Source organism: Paraburkholderia sediminicola, from assembly GCF_046030555.1.
Classification (GTDB): Bacteria; Pseudomonadota; Gammaproteobacteria; order Burkholderiales; family Burkholderiaceae; genus Paraburkholderia; species Paraburkholderia sediminicola_E.
In genome coordinates, this window is record NZ_JAQQCH010000007.1 from 252,996 (window position 1) to 268,118 (window position 15,123).

Here is a 15,123-nt window from a genome sequence, read left to right on the forward strand (position 1 = left end):
TTTATTCGAGCCAAGTCATTGATCGGATTGGATTAGCGGCTGATCAGCATATCTTTGCAGGCGATGTCTCAGAGATGAAATAGCGCCTATGCGCGCCTTGTTGGCGGCCGTCCAAGGTGTGCCGGAATTGATTCAGATGTGTTCTATACGTTGCGTACGGTGCCGTACGAAGTGCCCGTTTTGACGCTCGGGAAGTCGTAAAAGAACCAACAGTGATTCTGTAGACCAGACAGGCGGATTCCCGCAGAGCGAGGTTTTATGCGGCTTGCGAGGGGGCGGCTAGTTCAGGGGCGACAATCAGCCGTAGAAGGTGGCGGATATCGCATTGATCGCGCGCACTTCGCCGGCGGGTGCCTCCCATGTTGCGTCAGCTTTAAACGTCGCGTTAGATGCGTGCACAACGAGTTTCGCGATGGCGATGAGCGGCACGACACAGGGGCGATCCGGCGGCAGATGAAACCAGTCGTGTGCGGCACGGTAATGCGTGTCAATGATATGAACGAAGCGCGCAAAGCGTTTCGCTTCGATGATCAGTTGCCAGCCGTCGGCGGTGCGCTCGGCGCGCACTATCAGGCCGAGGTCATGACGCTCGCCGGCACGCCGCTCCGGCAGATGAACCGCTTCTGAAACGATCCGGCCGCTCGCCGGATCGCGCAGCGTCGCAATCGTGACATCGTGGGCGCGCGGGCCGAAGCGGTAGGCGTGCGTGAAGTCGAAGAACTGGCCGAGGCACTCGGCCGCGCCGATACGCTGTGTGCTGCGCGGCGGCAGCTCGACCGCGCGGCTGGCCGACGCTACCTTGACGCTGCCGTCGCGCAGGCAGACCAGATCCAGTTGGGCGTGGAACGGCTCCGCACGGTCGTTCAGTAGATGAATATCGAGGCCGTTGAGGCCTTCGTCGGTCATGAGCAGCTGGATGGGTTGCAGCGTGCGCGCGAGCCCGTGCAGGGCGCTTTTAGGCCGTCCTGTGGCGTCGATCAAGCCCCAGCCTGCGCCGGGGCGCAGATCCTGGAGCTGCCAGACCAGCGCGCCGCCGCACGTCGAGCCCGCGCGCCGCCATTCGGCGAATACGTCGGCCATCAGATCGGCGACCACCGCGCGCGACAGATCCAGATAACGCTCAGGGTCTTCGTAACGCAGCCGCGCCGGCTCGACACCGTAGAGCGTCTGAAGATAATGATCGCGTACGTCGTCGAAATCCCAGCCGGCGCCGGGGTCGCGCGGTACCGCCGCTTTCCAGCGCGGGTCGTGCAGGTGGATCGTGCCGAGTGCGTCGCGCAAGGTGGCGTCGTCGGGCACGTTGGCGAACGCGAGGCATTCAGCGGCAAACCGTACCTGCGAGCGGCGCACGTCGTCGAGCGGGCGTTGATAGGCGCCCACGCCGTAATAGTGAGTAACACCCTCGTTAGTTGAAAACGGCCACGCGCCGCCTGAGGGCGAATTACTCACATACGGTACATCTGACCGCTCGCGCACGGCAATAGCCGGGAGCTGCTCGGTGAATATTGATTGTGCACGCATCGAAACGGGGAGGCCGAACATGGCCGCCTGCTGGTCGACTTCGCTGCCGCCACACAGCACCGCGAGCGACGCAAAGCGCTGCGTGCGGGTTAGAAATTGCGTCGCTTCGCGCTCGATGGAAGCGCTGAAGGCGGCATCGTTCGGGTAGTCGAAATTCGCCAATGCGAAGTCTTGCCAGATGAGCAGACCGTATTCGTCAGCGAGTGCGTAGAAGGTGTCGGACTCGTACACCATCGTGCCGCCTACGCGCAGCATGTTCATGCCCGCATCGCGGGCGAGCGCGAAAGTGTGGCGCAGTTGCGTCGCGGTGCCGGTCAGCGTGACGAGATCCGCGCTGGTCCAGCACGCGCCGCGGCAGAACACCGGCGTGCCATTTACGCGCAAGGAGAAGCCCGTGCCGTCCGCACCGCGATCCACTTCGATGCTGCGAAAGCCGATCGATCCCAAAGGATGGGAAGTCGTGCGCTCGTCATCAAGCTGCAACGTCAGAGGATATAAAGTGGGATTGCCGTGCGTGTGCGGCCACCAGCGTTCGGCATGCGGGACGCAGACGCTGCCGCTGAGTGTATATGCATCGCGCCATTGCAAAGACGAAACAAAGCCACCGCAATTCAACGAGGCTGCACACGTGTCGACATTGTGCGGATGAACGAAATGTAGCGTGAGCGAAACAACGCCGCCCTCGTCTTCGAGGCGGCTGGTCAGATCAATCGTGTCGAATGCGTGCGGCGCGTCACTCAACAATTCAATGGGCCGCCATGGGCCGACTGCTTGCACCGATGGACACCATCCGGGCATATGGCCGAGCAAGGTGGTGCGCACGTTGCGCAAGGTGGAGGGTGTAACGAGGCGCGGCCGCCAGCGGGCGCGTGAGCGTTTTGCCGCCAGTGCCGGAGTCAGCGAGCGAAAGCACAGTGCGAGCGTCGCGCCGCCGTGTAGTTCGATGTCCAGATCGTGCGCGACGAACATTGAATCGGAGTCGAGGCGCTTGATGCCGTCGAGCCAGACTTCGGCGAGCGTGGCGAGGCCGTGCAGGCGCAAGCGGCGTTTGCCTGTGCCTGTCAGCGTGAGCCGGTACCAGTGATCGTCGAAGGCGAGCGGCGGCGGATTGGCGATGTCCAGCAGGCCCGCTGCACGGCGCGCGCTCGCTACCGTACCCGGTACGGGCGCGGCGAGCCAGCCTTGTGCGGGCAGGTCGGCGGGCGACGCGCATGCGCCCGGCGGCGTGCTGACGCACTGCCAGCCCGCGTCGAGCTGCTGCGGGCCGAGGTCCTCGGGTATAGCGTTGGCCGCTGCAACGGCGGCGATAATGCCGGCAGCTTCGGCAGCTTCGGCAGCTTCACTGGCCCTCTCAGCGAACGCAGCCGGAAGCACCCCACCTTCATCCGGTACCCGGTCAGTCGTCAGCGCATCCACGGCGATTTCCTGAAGCTCGAAACGAGCTCGTCACAGCACAAGCGCGGCGAGTGGCGGCAGCGTCTTTTCATAGGCACTTTCGAGCACGTCGAAGCAGTCTTCACACGAATCGCGGCGCCGGCGCGCGATGGCCCGCACAAGCCGGAACTGCATCACCATCGATTCCGACGCGATACTCTGCGCCGCCGCCGGGATCGACGCCGGGACCTCGAAACCTTGTGCCGAAAGCCACAGCAGATACTTCGAGAGAAATTCGAAATTCGCGCCGAGCTGCCGCATCAGGTTGAACGAGTACGGGTGGAAGAACGCCTCGCCGCGTTCGAGCAGTGTCTCGAGATGCGCGGGAAACGCCACACGCCACTGCGAGATCGGATTGGTCAGCGGCCGCCGGCCCAGATGCGCGCACAACAATTCCGCCGACGCTTCGGCGAGCGCGGTGCCTTCCAGCGCGGGCCGCGTCTGCTTGGCGAATTCAACATACGGAAACAGCAGATCCGGTTGCTGCGCGAATTGCGGCAGCTTGCGAAACACGCCGTCGTAGTCAACGCCCTCGAGCAGGTGATAGCCGGTGTTGTGAAAATAGCCGAGGCGGCGTGCCGGCGGATCGATGAAGTCGATGCCCACCGTGGTTTTCGGATGCTCGCGCCGATACGACGTGGCACGCGTATTCGGCAGGTAATAGCCGTCCACTTCCACCAGCACGGTATGGCCGCGCAAGGTCTGCGCGAGCACGCGGGCTTCGAGCGAGTCGTAGATCGCCAGTTCCTGCACCTGGGTGCCATAGAGCCGCTCGAGGTCTTCGAGGGGAAACTTGAAGAACGTGAACTGATCGCCTTCGAAGTCCTGCGTGACGGTAAAGCCGAACGCCGCGCGCGGATCGAGCCCGAAACCGTGCAGCAGTTCGATCCACAGGTCGACGTAGCAGTTGGTCTCCTGCCAGACGCGCTCGCCTTGATGCAACGCGTGCGGCGCATGCTGACGCAACGGCGCTGCGGGCACGGCCACGCCGCCCTGAGCCGGCAGGTCGAGCCGGCGCGGTAACGGTAAGGCGGATTGCACGCCCTTCGGCGCGGGGATCACGGATGGATTCATGCGCTGTCTCCGGCACCCTCTGCGGTCACCATGGAAGCCGGTTGCATGGACTGCATGCCTTGTGCCACGCGCGCCTCGGTATCGCCCCACAGCAGCGCGCGCACGTCGTCCGGCCATGCATTGACGTCGAGCCCGTGGTGGCGGAACAGCGCGAGCGTAATGCGCTCCATACCGAAGCCCACGCAACCCGTATGCGCCACCGCGCCGTCTTCGCACGCGATCTTCCAGATCGCGCCGAAGTGCTCCATGTGATAGTTGAACGACAGGCACGCCGTCTTGCCGCGCGGGTCGGCCACCGGAATCAGCAGTTCGAACTTGAGCGCCTGAGCACGCTGGCTATCGGCGACGATCTTGCCGCCGCGGCCGAAGAACGGATCGTTGGCGAGGTCGACTTCCACCGGGAGGTGCAGGAGCGTAATCAGCAGCGAGCCGCGTTCGACCCACATCTGCCGGAACGCCATCACCTGGTCGGCGCTGCCGAGGCGCACGTATTCGCGCTGCCGGAACATCTGCATGCGGCCCGGATCGAGCGAAGGTTCGTGGCGGAAGCAATACGAGAGCACGTCGATGGTGCGGCCGTCGGCGGGAAGCGGGCCGCGCCGCGCCATCACCGGATAGATCGGATAGCACGCGGCCGGCGTCAGCACCACGCGGGTCGGTTTCTGCTGCGCCATCCATTCTTCGCTGCGATCCTCGTCGCTTTCGGTCATCGCGTCGTCGAGTGCGCGCAACAGGCGCTGATGGCCCATGTCGTTGCCGCAGAACGAGTGGATCGTGCCCGCCAGGTTCGGAAAACTCTTCAGATACTCGCTGTCTTCGAAATCGGTGCGGCGCATGGCGGGCGGAAAGCGCAGCACTTCGGGCTGCTGGTCCGCGCCGAGATGGGTGATCGCCACGTTCAGGCGCTCCACCACGTCTTCAAAAATCTGGCTGCGGCCATACAGGCCGTTTTCGCCGGTATCGATCAGCAGGCCGGCGGCCAGCAGTTCGTCGCGGAACGTCGGCGCCGCGGGTTCCTGTTCCTCGGCCGTAGTGGCCGTTGCGGCAGCCAGCGCGGCGGTATCGGTCATCGTGTTCATGTCAGGCTCTCCCCGGGGCGGCAGGACGCTGTGCGAGCAACAAGCTCGCCGTGTTCTGCGCGATACGGTCGTTGTTGATCATCAGCGGCGCGGAGTAGAGGTCGCGCAGGTGCCGTCCCACGCTGTATTCCGTGCCGTTCTTGTAGCCCGCCATGCCGCAGATCATCAGCACTTCCTGCACGACTTGCAGCGCGGTGGTCGAGATGCTGGTTTTCAGGGTGTTCATGTCGGAGGCGAAGCCGAGCATGGCCGAGAGTGGCGCATCGGCCTGGCAGCCGCCGTGTTTCGCGTGATGCGCGGTACGGGCCGCTTCGAGCGCGACCGACAGGCGCGCCTGCATCATCTGCAGCAGGCCGACCGCTTCGGCGAGGCGCAGGCCGGCCGGCGGAATCGAGCCGGGCTTCGAGCGAGCCTGCGCACGAAAGAAGGCTTTCGCGCGATTGACCGCGTCGCTGGCGACGCCCGTCCATACCGAGGCCCACAGGGTGTGCGAGACCGGCAGCATGGTTTGGTCGGCGATATCGGCGAAGGGCGTCGGCAGGATCTGCTCGGCGAGACCCGTGGCGACGAGCCGGAAGCCCTCGCTACAGGTGCCGCGCATGCCCATCGAATCCCAGCCGCCGCGCTTTTCCAGCTGCGTTTCTTCGCGTAACGCGACGATCAGCACCTGATCAGCCGCGGCCGACTCGGCGGTGCGGCGCGCGGTGACCAGAATCCCGTCGGCGTGTGCGCCGTACGAGATCGTCGGCGCGAGCTTTTCGATGCGAAAGCGCTGCTTGCCCGGCTCGCCGTCGAGTTCGACCGAGCAGGCGCTGGTGCGCATATTGCCGCCGATGGTTTCTTCAGACGTAGCCGACGCCAGCAGCCATTGATGTTCAACCAGTTGCGCGAGCAACTTCCGATGCCACGCCGACTCGCTGCCGTGCGCCTCGATGCAGGCCACCTGGATCTGATGCATCGCGTACACCATTGCGGTGGAGGCGCAGCCCTGCGCGAGCGTGTCGCAGATTGCGGCGACATCCGCGAGCGAGAGCCCCGCGCCGCCGAACGCGGCCGGCACCATCGCCGACAGCAGATGTTCGTGCTTGAGCGCGTCGAAAGCCTCAACGGGAAAGCGCGCTTCGTGGTCCACCGAATCGGCGAACTGCGCAGCCACGGCCGCGCAGCGCTGCGCCGCGGCGCGCCAGCCGGGTTCGGTTTCCACCGCGCTCAGCATGACGGCCGCGCCGGCGGGTTGCGCGGCGTCGGGTGCGGCGAGCGGCGGCGCTGCCGCGGCCGTGTCCAGCAATGGGGCGTTCATGCTGCCGCCTTCGCCTGTTGCAACTCGGCGACCGCGGCGGCCATCGAATCGATGCTGGAGAACAACCGGCGCGTCAGCATGCGGTCCGGAATTTCAATGTCGAATTCATCTTCGATGGCCAGCATCAGATGCACTGTTGCGAGCGAGGATAGGCCCGCGGCGTATAGATCGGCGTCGTCAGCCAGGGCGTCCGGCGGGACGTCGAGGCGGGCCGATTCGGAAAGGATGCGTCGCAGTGCGGTTTTCATGTTGAGGTGCCCCCTTGTTGGTCAACGGTCTCTCGTATGTTGCTGTCGTAAAACGAACGGACATCGTCGTTTTTGGCGTTTATCGCAGCGCATGGCGTCATCGCGGCGCGTCTGGTGGCGGACTGACGCGCCTCGTTGCCACACTTGCACGGTGCCCCGAGACCGATTTCTACGGTTTCCTGCGGCGCCGTGTTCCGACGCCTCGTATTTAAGGATTGTGAAAGCCCAGCGTCAGTGCGATGGCGCACGGAAACGCGCGTTTCGCAGAAGTACCGTGTAGTCATGACAACAGGCCGGCATGTTGAGCCAGGCCGTCGAGGGCGGCGTGCGATGCCGTGCTCGCTGAACTTATTTACCGCTGGGGAACGTGATGAACTGGAAAACGCTGGAATTCGAGCAGCTTTCGGCACGCGAGTTGTATCTGATCTTGCGGGCGCGTAGTGCGGTCTTCGTGGTCGAGCAATCGCATGTCTGTCTTGACGCCGACGGCCACGACGAACATGCGCTGCACGTCTTCGCCGTCGAGGACATGGCGCGGCCCATGCCGGTCCTGGCTTACGCACGCGTGCAACCCGGCGACGCCGAAGATCCGGAAATCACCATCGACAAGGTGCTGACGAGCCCATTGCGGCGCGGCGACGGCACCGCCGAACTATTGCTCGAACGGGTACTGCAGGCAATTGCCGAGCGTTGGCCGGGACACGCGGCCCGCGTCAGCGCGCCGCTCGGGTTGCGCGACTTCTACGAGCAATTCGGTTTTCGTAAGACGGAAGGGCCGTACCTCGAGCATGGCGTGCCGTTCATCGGACTGACGCGTCAGGTGCGCGGCGGCCAGCTGCTCTTCGGTACGCGCCGCCGCGAGCGCGATGGCGTGGCGCTCGTCAATACGTTCGAGCTCCTGTAATGGCGCGAATGTTGATCACGCCTTCCATGCAGGTTGAACAGCCGGCATCGCCGCGCCAGCCGCGAGTCCTGCCCGGTGCGGCGTTTGCGCCGGACCTGCCGGGCCGACCCCAGGCACGTCCCGCCCCGGCTGCGCGCACGCGGCGCAAAGGCTTGCGTTATCCGCTGAGCTTGCCGTTGCTCCTGTTTGCCGTGACCCTGGGCTTGATCGTTCTGCATCAAGGCAGGCTGGTTGAATATTTCTTTCCGCTCGGCGCGTTCGGCGTGGCGTTGGTGCTGTATTGGCGCTCGCCCGCGCATTACGTCGGTTTCGTCTGCTGGTTGTTTTTTCTGACGCCGGAAGTACGGCGCCTCGCGGACTTCGTCAACGGCTCGTTCAATCAGCAGAGTCCCATCATGGTGGCGACGTTGCTCGCCGTCGCGCTGACCGGCCTGACCTTGCTCAAGCATGTGTCGTTGCTGGGGCAGCGCCGCGCGGCGCCGCTGGTGTTGATCGTGATCGCGCTTCTCTATGCCTTTGTGGTCGGTATGGCGCAGGTCGGTCCGGCGGCGGCGACATTTACGCTCATCAACTGGCTGTATCCCGTGATGGTGGCGTTTTATCTCACCGTGACGTGGCGCCACTATCCGGACTATCACCGGGTTCTGCTGAAGACCTTCGTCTATGGTGGACTCCTGATGAGTGTGTACGGTCTGCTCGAGTTCGTTTCGCCCATGCCGTGGGACGCGTTCTGGCTGATCTCCTCGAAAATGCTGTCCGAAGGGCAGCCCGTGCCGTTCGGCATGCGTGTGAGCAGCACGATGAATTCGTGCGGGCCCTTCGCGGTCACGCTCATGACGGTTTTGCTGATGTCACTGGCCGCGCGCGGTAAAGCACGCATCGTACTCGGATGCGTAGGAGTTCCCGTGCTGCTGCTCACCAGCGCGCGCAGCACGTGGGGCGGTTTTGCGATCGCGCTGGTGTATTCCTTCGCCATGCTCGACGGTAAAAGCCGTAGGCGGCTGATGGCGGCCGTACTCGGCCTGGCCGTGGTGGCCGCGCCGCTGATGATGATCGATCAGGTCGCGGAGCCGGTGATGCAGCGGTTGAGCTCGATTCAGGATCTCACCCAGGACGACAGCTACCAGGCGCGCGCGGAGTTTTACAAGTCATTCATGTCGTCGGCGCTCACCGATATTGCCGGGCAGGGGCTCGGCACCACCGGTCTTGGCAGCAAGCTGTCCGATGACAAAGGCGCGCAGGCGATGCTCAATTTCGACAGCGGCCTGATGGAAGTGCCCTATGTGATGGGGTGGCCAGGCACGCTGCTCTACACCACCGGCATCGTCATGCTGCTGTGGCGCGCGTATCGCGCGAGCCGTCAGCACCCGACCGATCTGCTGGCGATCTCCGGCGTCGGCGTGGCCGTGGCGATTTTCTCAATGATGGTTTTCATTAACACGCTGACCGCGGTGTCGGGCATGTTTTTCTTTATTGGCGTGACCTTGCCGGTGATTTCTCTGCGCTACGCGCGTGAACGCCACAGCGTGGTCACCGCGGCCCCGGCACGACCCTAGAAGATATCCAGATGAAGGACACCCGGATGCGGATTTTGATCGTCACTCATGTCGTGCGCAAGAACGATGGGCAAGGGCGCGTCAACTACGAGATCGTACTGGCGGCGCTCGCGGCCGGTCATTCGGTGACGCTGCTCGCCGCGGGTGCCGCGCCTGAACTGGTGCAGCACCCGCGCGTGCGCTTTGTGCAGATTGGCGAGAGCAGGTTGCCGGGCAAACTCGCCCAGTACCAGATGTTCGCGTGGCGTTGCGGTGCGTGGATCCGTGCACATCGTCAGGAATTCGATGTGATTCACGTGAACGGATTCATTGCATGGGCACGCGCCGATATCAATGCGGCGCATTTCGTTCATGACGGCTGGTATCGCTGCGGTTTCTATCCGTTTCGGCTGTTACGCAGCTTCTACGACGCGTATCAGGTCATCTACACGCTATTGAATATCGGCTGCGAAAAATGGGCGTTCCGGCATGCGGAAGTCATCGTGCCGGTGTCGCATACGGTCGCCGCCGAGGTGCGCGCGCTCGGCATCGGGTCGGCGCAGGTGCAAGTGATCCATAACGGCGTGGATGTCGACGAATTCACGCCCGGTGCGCCTGAGCGGGCCCGCTTCAATCTGCCGTCGGCGCCGTTCATGCTGCTGTTCGCAGGCGACCTGCGCATGTCGCGCAAAAATCTCGACACGGTGCTGCACGCGCTCGCGCATACCTCGGCCAATGTGCATCTGGCGGTGGCGGGGATTCTGCACAACAGTCCCTATCCGGCGCTGGCGGCTTCGCTCGGGCTGACGGAGCGGGTCCACTTCACGGACATGGTGATGGACATGCCCGCGTTGATGCGTTCGGTCGATGCGTTCGTGTTTCCCTCGCGCTACGAACCGATGGGACTAGTGCTGCTCGAAGCACTGGCCGCGGGATTGCCGGTCATTACCGTACGGACCGCGGGCGGCGCTGAAGTGATTTCATCCAGAAGCGGCATTGTGCTCGACGATCCCAACGATGCGGTTGCGCTTGCCGCGGCGATCGAACGCCTCGCGAGCGATCCCGAATACGCCCACCGCCTGGGGCAGGCGGCGCGCGAAGTCGCAGGAACCTTGAGCTGGCAGGCCATGGCGGAGCGCTATCTGTCGCTCTACGAGCAGGTGCATGCGCGGCGCACGGCGCAATCGTTGCCCGCCGGTTGTGCTACCGCGTCGGTGGAACTATGAGCGCGCCGATCGATTCGCTGCAGATCGGCATGCACTGGTTCAATGAACGGCCAGGCGGCCTCGATCGCATGTTCAAGGCGCTGATCGATACGCTGCCGGCGCAGGGGGTCAATGTCCGCGGGATGGTGGCGGGCACCCCAGGGGTGTTCGACGCGTCGGGCGGCATCGTGCTGGCCTTCGCCGGCGCGCAGGCGCCGCTCGGCACGCGCCTGTGGGGTTCGCGCAGGCAGTCGCGGGCGCTGCGGGCGGCGAAGATGCCCGACGTCGTCGCCACGCATTTTGCGCTGTATGCCGCGCCGACCGCGGGCCTCTTCAGAAGCGTGCCGAAGGTCGTGCATTTTCACGGACCGTGGGCCGCCGAGTCGTATCCGGGCGGTGAGGGCGGCTGGTCACGCGCGATGCGTGTCGCGCTCGAGCGCTTCGTGTACCGGGGCGGCACGCGTCACATCGTGCTGTCGCAGGCGTTCGGGAAGATCCTGCGCGAGACCTATGGCGTGCGTGACGAGCGCATCCGGATCGTGCCCGGCTGCGTCGACGTCGCGCAATTCGACACGCGCGTGACGCAGCGGCAGGCACGTGAGCGCCTCGGTTTGCCGCTGGATCGGCCGCTGCTGTTCTGCATGCGGCGCCTGGTGTCGCGCATGGGGCTCGAGGATCTGATCGATGCGATCGCCATCGTCAAGCCCGTGCTGCCCGACGTACTCCTGACGATCGCCGGTAAAGGGCCGCTGGAGGCGCAATTACAGGCGCGCATCGTGGCGCGTGGGCTCGAGCGCCACGTTCGGCTCGCCGGTTACGTGCCCGACGACAAGGTGCCGCTCTGGTATCGCGCCGCCGATATGACGGTGGTACCGACCGTGTCGCTCGAAGGCTTCGGGCTCACGACGATCGAATCGCTCGCGGCCGGCACACCGGTGCTGGTGACGCCGGTGGGCGGTCTGCCGGAAGCGGTCGCGCCGTTATCGGCCGAGCTGGTGTTGCCCTCGTGTGGCTTCAAGGCGATCGGCGACGGCATCACGGATGTCCTGCTCGGCCGGCGTGTGGTGCCGGATTCGCAGGCGTGCCGCGCGTATGCGCGCCAGCATTTCGATCGGCCGGTAGTCGCCGCGCAGGTTGCGCACATCTACCGCGAAGCGATCGACGCGTTCTGACGCGTTAGAGATCATGCAACGTCTTGCACGCAAATCCTTCGAACGCCTCGTATGCGTAGCCGCTCTGGCGTTGCCGGTGCTCGTGCTGATCGCGGCGAGCGACCCGGGGGGCGGCGCGACACTTGCGCCGGCGCAGACAACCCGCGTCGCGCCGGGTGCGAACTTCGTGGCGTCTGCCGGTAAGCCAGCTGCCGAAGCGCGCGCGGCTGTCGCGCATCCGTCTCTGTCGTACCGCACCTCGTGGATCGGCAATACCTGGGGCTACGCGGATCATCGCTGGGTGCAGATCGACGTGCAGGCGCTCGCTGTCACGCCTGAGGGCGATGTCTTCACGAACGCACCCTGGGACGAAGGCGGTGGCGAAATTGGTCAGTACCGAAACGGCCAACTGGTTCGCTACGGTGGCGAGTCGCACGGCTGGGGCATGATGGGCGGCGACGCCATCGCTGTGAACGACGAATACGTGTTCGTCGCGCAAACGGTTGTCAGTCTCGGCAACGAGATGACTCAGCACCGGCGCATGCCGCGCGAGGGCGAGCAGTGGACGGGCGTCGCTCGCCGCAGCCGCGCCGATATCCGCGACGGCGTGCCGTTCGCTGGTCAGGTGAGCTGGCCGGGCGGCAGCCGATTGGCGTTTCTGCTGGTCTCGACTTTTTCGAGCAAGGAGGATTACGCGATCCGCGGACTCGCCGCGGACGAGACGCGCCTCTTCGTGTCGAATCAGCGTGACAACCGCGTGCAGATTTTCGACGCCCAGACGATGCAGGCCGTCGGCAGTTTTCCGGTCCACGAACCGGGGCGCCTCGCGCTCGCGCCCGATGGCTCACTGTGGATCGTCGAGAACAGCCGCACTGAGGGCGCCGGGCGCGTGGTCCACCGGGCACGCGATGGCGCACGTCTTGGCGAACTCGCATTGCCGCGCGGCGTGGTGCCCGCGGATCTGACGGTCGACACACGCGGACGGTTGTTGATCGCCGACAACGGCGCGCATCAGCAGATCCTGATTTTCACGGCGAATTCAGCAAATCCAGCGAATCCTGGGGCAACGGCATCCGGCGCCGGACAGCCCGGGGCGGGCATGCAACGGTCGGCGAGCTTCGGAGAAGAGGGCGGTATTTACGCGGGCCGCGCCGGCGCGCCAGGGCCGCGGCGCTTCAATGGATTGACCGGCGTAGGCGTGGACCGGGCCGGCAACATTTATGTGTCGATGAACGGCGCGGGGCCACGTCCCATCGGCATGGTTCCGAGCACCTACGACGGTGCGCTGATCGAAAGCTATGCGCCCGACGGCAAGCAGCGCTTCAGTTTGCAAGGGCTGTTGTTCGTCGACGGGGCGCAGTTCGTCGATGGCGAGCCGCCCTCGGTCTATAGCGGCAGCAAACGCTTCACGCTCGATCTGACACGCCCGGTCGGCGAGGAGTGGTCTTACGCCGGCTATACCGCTGACCGGTTCCGCTATCCCTACGATCCGTATTTTCATCTGTACCTCGGCGGCCAGCGCGGCATGCCGCTCGTGCGTGATGTCCACGGACACCGGCTGCTCTATACGACGGACATGTACTCGTCGTTTCTGCGCATCTACCGCTTCACCGCCGATCGCGAGACGGCGATTCCTTCAGGTCTCTTCGCGCAGTCGCACATCGACGGCGCGTGGCCGCCCAACCAGCCAGCACAAGGCGAATGGATCTGGCGCGACGCGACCGGCAAGGGTGATTTTTCCGCCAGCGCGTTCGACCAGAACACCGGCAGCACCGATGCGCCGCAGATGCGCGCGTGGTGGGTCGACAGCCAGGGCGATATCTGGCAAGGCACCGAGTCGCAGGGAATCCGCTCGTTTGCGCTGCAGGGTTTCGACCGGGTCGGCAATCCGGTCTACGGCTATACCGCGATGCGGCAGTATCCGCCGCCCGCGCCGTTCTACCGTATCGCGCGCCTGAATTACTTTCCCGCCGACGACACGATGTTCGTCTCCGGGTCGACGCCGGCGCATCCCTTCGTTCAGGACAACTGGAATGGCGCGGGTTCGCAACTGGCGCGTTACGACCACTGGAAGAGCGGCAAGCCGGTGCTGCGCTACGTCATCGGCTTGCCCGACCGCGGTGCGCCCGACTGGTCGTCGATCAGCGGCTTCGCGGTGGCGGGCGATTACGTGTTTGCCATCGAAACCCGAAGCGCGATCGTGCGTGTCTACGACCGGGCCACCGGCCGCGATGTGGGCCGGCTCGAACCGGGCAAGGAAGTTGGCTCGACGAGCGGCTGGATCGATGTGCCGATGCCGCTTACCGCGCATCGCCTCGCGTCGGGCGAATACCTCGTGCTGGTCGAGGAAGACGCACACGGCAAAGCGTTGATGTATCGCTTCACGCCACAGACGGCGCCGTCAGCGGTTGCCGCTCCTCACTTAACGGATACTGCACAGATCCCATGAAGATTATTCATCTAGCCAACCATGCGCAGAACGTCGGCAACGGCATCGTCAATATGATGGTCGACCTCGCCTGTATGCAGGCGCGTGCCGGCCACGACGTGACGGTGGCGTCGGCGGGTGGCGGCCACGAGGATTTGCTGGCGCAGCAGGGCGTGCGTCACGTGCTGCTCGCGCAATCGCCACGGCCGTCGCGCGTACCGGCGATGGTGGCCGGTTTCCGCCGGCTGGTCGCGAAGTACGACCCCGACGTCGTGCACGCACACATGATCACCGGCGCGCTGATTGCACGCTTCAGCTTCCTGCCGCGGCGTTTCGCGCTGGTCACCACCGTACACAACGAGTTTCAGAAAAGTGCAACGCTCATGGGCGTGGGCGACCGTGTCGTAGCGGTCAGCGACGCCGTGGCGGTGGCGATGGCACGACGCGGCATATCACGCGCACGTCTCGCTGTCGTCGGCAACGGGACGATCGGCACGCCTCGCCTCGCCAACACACCGGTTCCTGACGAACCGCAGCTGGCCCATCCGTGCATCGTCACAGTGGCGGGCATGTACGAACGCAAGGGTATCCGCGATTTGCTACAGGCTTTCGCGCTCCTGCGCGAGCGTGTGCCTGACGCGGTGCTGTATCTGGTCGGCGATGGGCCCGATCGCGCCGTGATGGAAACACTGGCCCAGCAACTCGGGGTGGCGGAGCATGCGCACTTTAAGGGCTTCGTTGCGGATCCGCGTGCCTATCTTGCTCAAGCCGACGTTTTCGCTCTGGCTTCGCACGCTGAACCGGGTGCTTTGGTGTTGTGCGAAGCCCGTGAGGCGGGGCGCGCGATTGTCGGGACTCAGGTGGGTGGCATTCCAGAGATGCTCGATGACGGCGAAGCCGGTCTGCTGGTGCCGCCCGCGAATCCGGTTGAGCTTGCGCAGGCGCTTGGCCTGCTCCTGACCGATCGTGTCGCGCATGCCGCGCTGATGGCGCGCTCGCGGCAAAACTGCGAGAGATTCAGCGTGCAACGCGTGAGAGAGGATTACCAGCTGGTTTATGAGCGTGCGCTCGCCAGCCGCCAGCCGCGCCGCTTTGCCACAATCGCCACGACGGCCAACCTGGCCGCGCCTGAAATCGCCGTGCGGGACGCTGTGTCCCGGAAGACGACGTTGTGACGCGCAAGGGGAGGCGTGGCGCCGGGAAACATCGGCGAACAGACGGTGAGGCGGTCGTGCAGGGGCATG

Annotated in this window: 11 protein-coding genes; 6 read left to right on the top strand and 5 right to left on the bottom strand. The window is 64.8% G+C overall.

Annotated features, from left to right (window positions below):
- Positions 1-297: 297 nt before the first annotated feature.
- The 5 genes from PQQ52_RS13370 to PQQ52_RS13390 are packed head-to-tail and all read right to left on the bottom strand — an operon-like array spanning position 298 to position 6,656.
- On the bottom strand, positions 298-2,937 hold the full coding sequence (locus PQQ52_RS13370) for a glycosyl hydrolase 2 galactose-binding domain-containing protein (RefSeq protein ID WP_408211557.1): 2,640 nt from the start codon (positions 2,935-2,937) through the stop codon (positions 298-300).
- Between the two features lie 30 nt (positions 2,938-2,967).
- Complete coding sequence (locus tag PQQ52_RS13375; protein WP_408211560.1) at positions 2,968-4,029, bottom strand: DUF1839 family protein; 1,062 nt, start codon at positions 4,027-4,029, stop codon at positions 2,968-2,970.
- Entirely contained in the window at positions 4,026-5,108 is a 1,083-nt protein-coding gene (locus PQQ52_RS13380) for an amino acid--[acyl-carrier-protein] ligase (protein ID WP_408211563.1), read from the bottom strand. The genes PQQ52_RS13375 and PQQ52_RS13380 overlap by 4 nt, the downstream gene beginning before the upstream one ends.
- A gap of 1 nt (position 5,109) precedes the next feature.
- Positions 5,110-6,408 (bottom strand): acyl-CoA dehydrogenase family protein, encoded by a 1,299-nt coding sequence (locus tag PQQ52_RS13385; protein ID WP_408211566.1) that lies wholly within the window; start codon positions 6,406-6,408, stop codon positions 5,110-5,112.
- Positions 6,405-6,656, bottom strand: a complete 252-nt coding sequence (locus PQQ52_RS13390; RefSeq protein WP_408211569.1) for an acyl carrier protein — start codon at positions 6,654-6,656, stop codon at positions 6,405-6,407. Before PQQ52_RS13390 ends, PQQ52_RS13385 begins: the two co-directional genes overlap by 4 nt.
- Before the next feature lie 370 nt (positions 6,657-7,026).
- Between PQQ52_RS13390 and PQQ52_RS13395 the strand changes: the two genes are divergently transcribed.
- The 6 genes from PQQ52_RS13395 to PQQ52_RS13420 are packed head-to-tail and all read left to right on the top strand — an operon-like array spanning position 7,027 to position 15,054.
- Entirely contained in the window at positions 7,027-7,560 is a 534-nt protein-coding gene (locus PQQ52_RS13395) for a GNAT family N-acetyltransferase (protein ID WP_408211572.1), read from the top strand.
- Positions 7,560-9,116, top strand: a complete 1,557-nt coding sequence (locus PQQ52_RS13400; RefSeq protein WP_408211575.1) for an O-antigen ligase family protein — start codon at positions 7,560-7,562, stop codon at positions 9,114-9,116. Before PQQ52_RS13395 ends, PQQ52_RS13400 begins: the two co-directional genes overlap by 1 nt.
- Before the next feature lie 26 nt (positions 9,117-9,142).
- A complete protein-coding gene (locus PQQ52_RS13405) occupies positions 9,143-10,321 on the top strand; it encodes a glycosyltransferase family 4 protein (protein ID WP_408211578.1) in 1,179 nt (392 codons plus the stop codon).
- The gene (locus tag PQQ52_RS13410; protein ID WP_408211580.1) at positions 10,318-11,472 is read left to right on the top strand and encodes a glycosyltransferase family 4 protein; all 1,155 of its coding nucleotides are present in this window, start codon (positions 10,318-10,320) and stop codon (positions 11,470-11,472) included. Before PQQ52_RS13405 ends, PQQ52_RS13410 begins: the two co-directional genes overlap by 4 nt.
- A gap of 13 nt (positions 11,473-11,485) precedes the next feature.
- Positions 11,486-13,900, top strand: a complete 2,415-nt coding sequence (locus PQQ52_RS13415; protein WP_408211583.1) for an NHL repeat-containing protein — start codon at positions 11,486-11,488, stop codon at positions 13,898-13,900.
- Complete coding sequence (locus tag PQQ52_RS13420) at positions 13,897-15,054, top strand: glycosyltransferase family 4 protein (protein ID WP_408211586.1); 1,158 nt, start codon at positions 13,897-13,899, stop codon at positions 15,052-15,054. Before PQQ52_RS13415 ends, PQQ52_RS13420 begins: the two co-directional genes overlap by 4 nt.
- The last annotated feature ends 69 nt before the right edge of the window (positions 15,055-15,123 follow it).

Excerpts from the sequence above, each read along its gene's own strand:
- PQQ52_RS13375 (WP_408211560.1), bottom strand. The coding sequence starts at position 4,029 with ATGAATCCATCCGTGATCCCCGCGCCGAAGGGCGTGCAATCCGCCTTA.
- PQQ52_RS13385 (WP_408211566.1), bottom strand. The coding sequence starts at position 6,408 with ATGAACGCCCCATTGCTGGACACGGCCGCGGCAGCGCCGCCGCTCGCC.
- PQQ52_RS13410 (WP_408211580.1), top strand. The coding sequence starts at position 10,318 with ATGAGCGCGCCGATCGATTCGCTGCAGATCGGCATGCACTGGTTCAAT.
- PQQ52_RS13400 (WP_408211575.1), top strand. The coding sequence starts at position 7,560 with ATGGCGCGAATGTTGATCACGCCTTCCATGCAGGTTGAACAGCCGGCA.
- PQQ52_RS13405 (WP_408211578.1), top strand. The coding sequence starts at position 9,143 with ATGCGGATTTTGATCGTCACTCATGTCGTGCGCAAGAACGATGGGCAA.
- PQQ52_RS13380 (WP_408211563.1), bottom strand. The coding sequence starts at position 5,108 with ATGAACACGATGACCGATACCGCCGCGCTGGCTGCCGCAACGGCCACT.
- PQQ52_RS13395 (WP_408211572.1), top strand. The coding sequence starts at position 7,027 with ATGAACTGGAAAACGCTGGAATTCGAGCAGCTTTCGGCACGCGAGTTG.
- PQQ52_RS13415 (WP_408211583.1), top strand. The coding sequence starts at position 11,486 with ATGCAACGTCTTGCACGCAAATCCTTCGAACGCCTCGTATGCGTAGCC.
- PQQ52_RS13420 (WP_408211586.1), top strand. The coding sequence starts at position 13,897 with ATGAAGATTATTCATCTAGCCAACCATGCGCAGAACGTCGGCAACGGC.
- PQQ52_RS13390 (WP_408211569.1), bottom strand. The coding sequence starts at position 6,656 with ATGAAAACCGCACTGCGACGCATCCTTTCCGAATCGGCCCGCCTCGAC.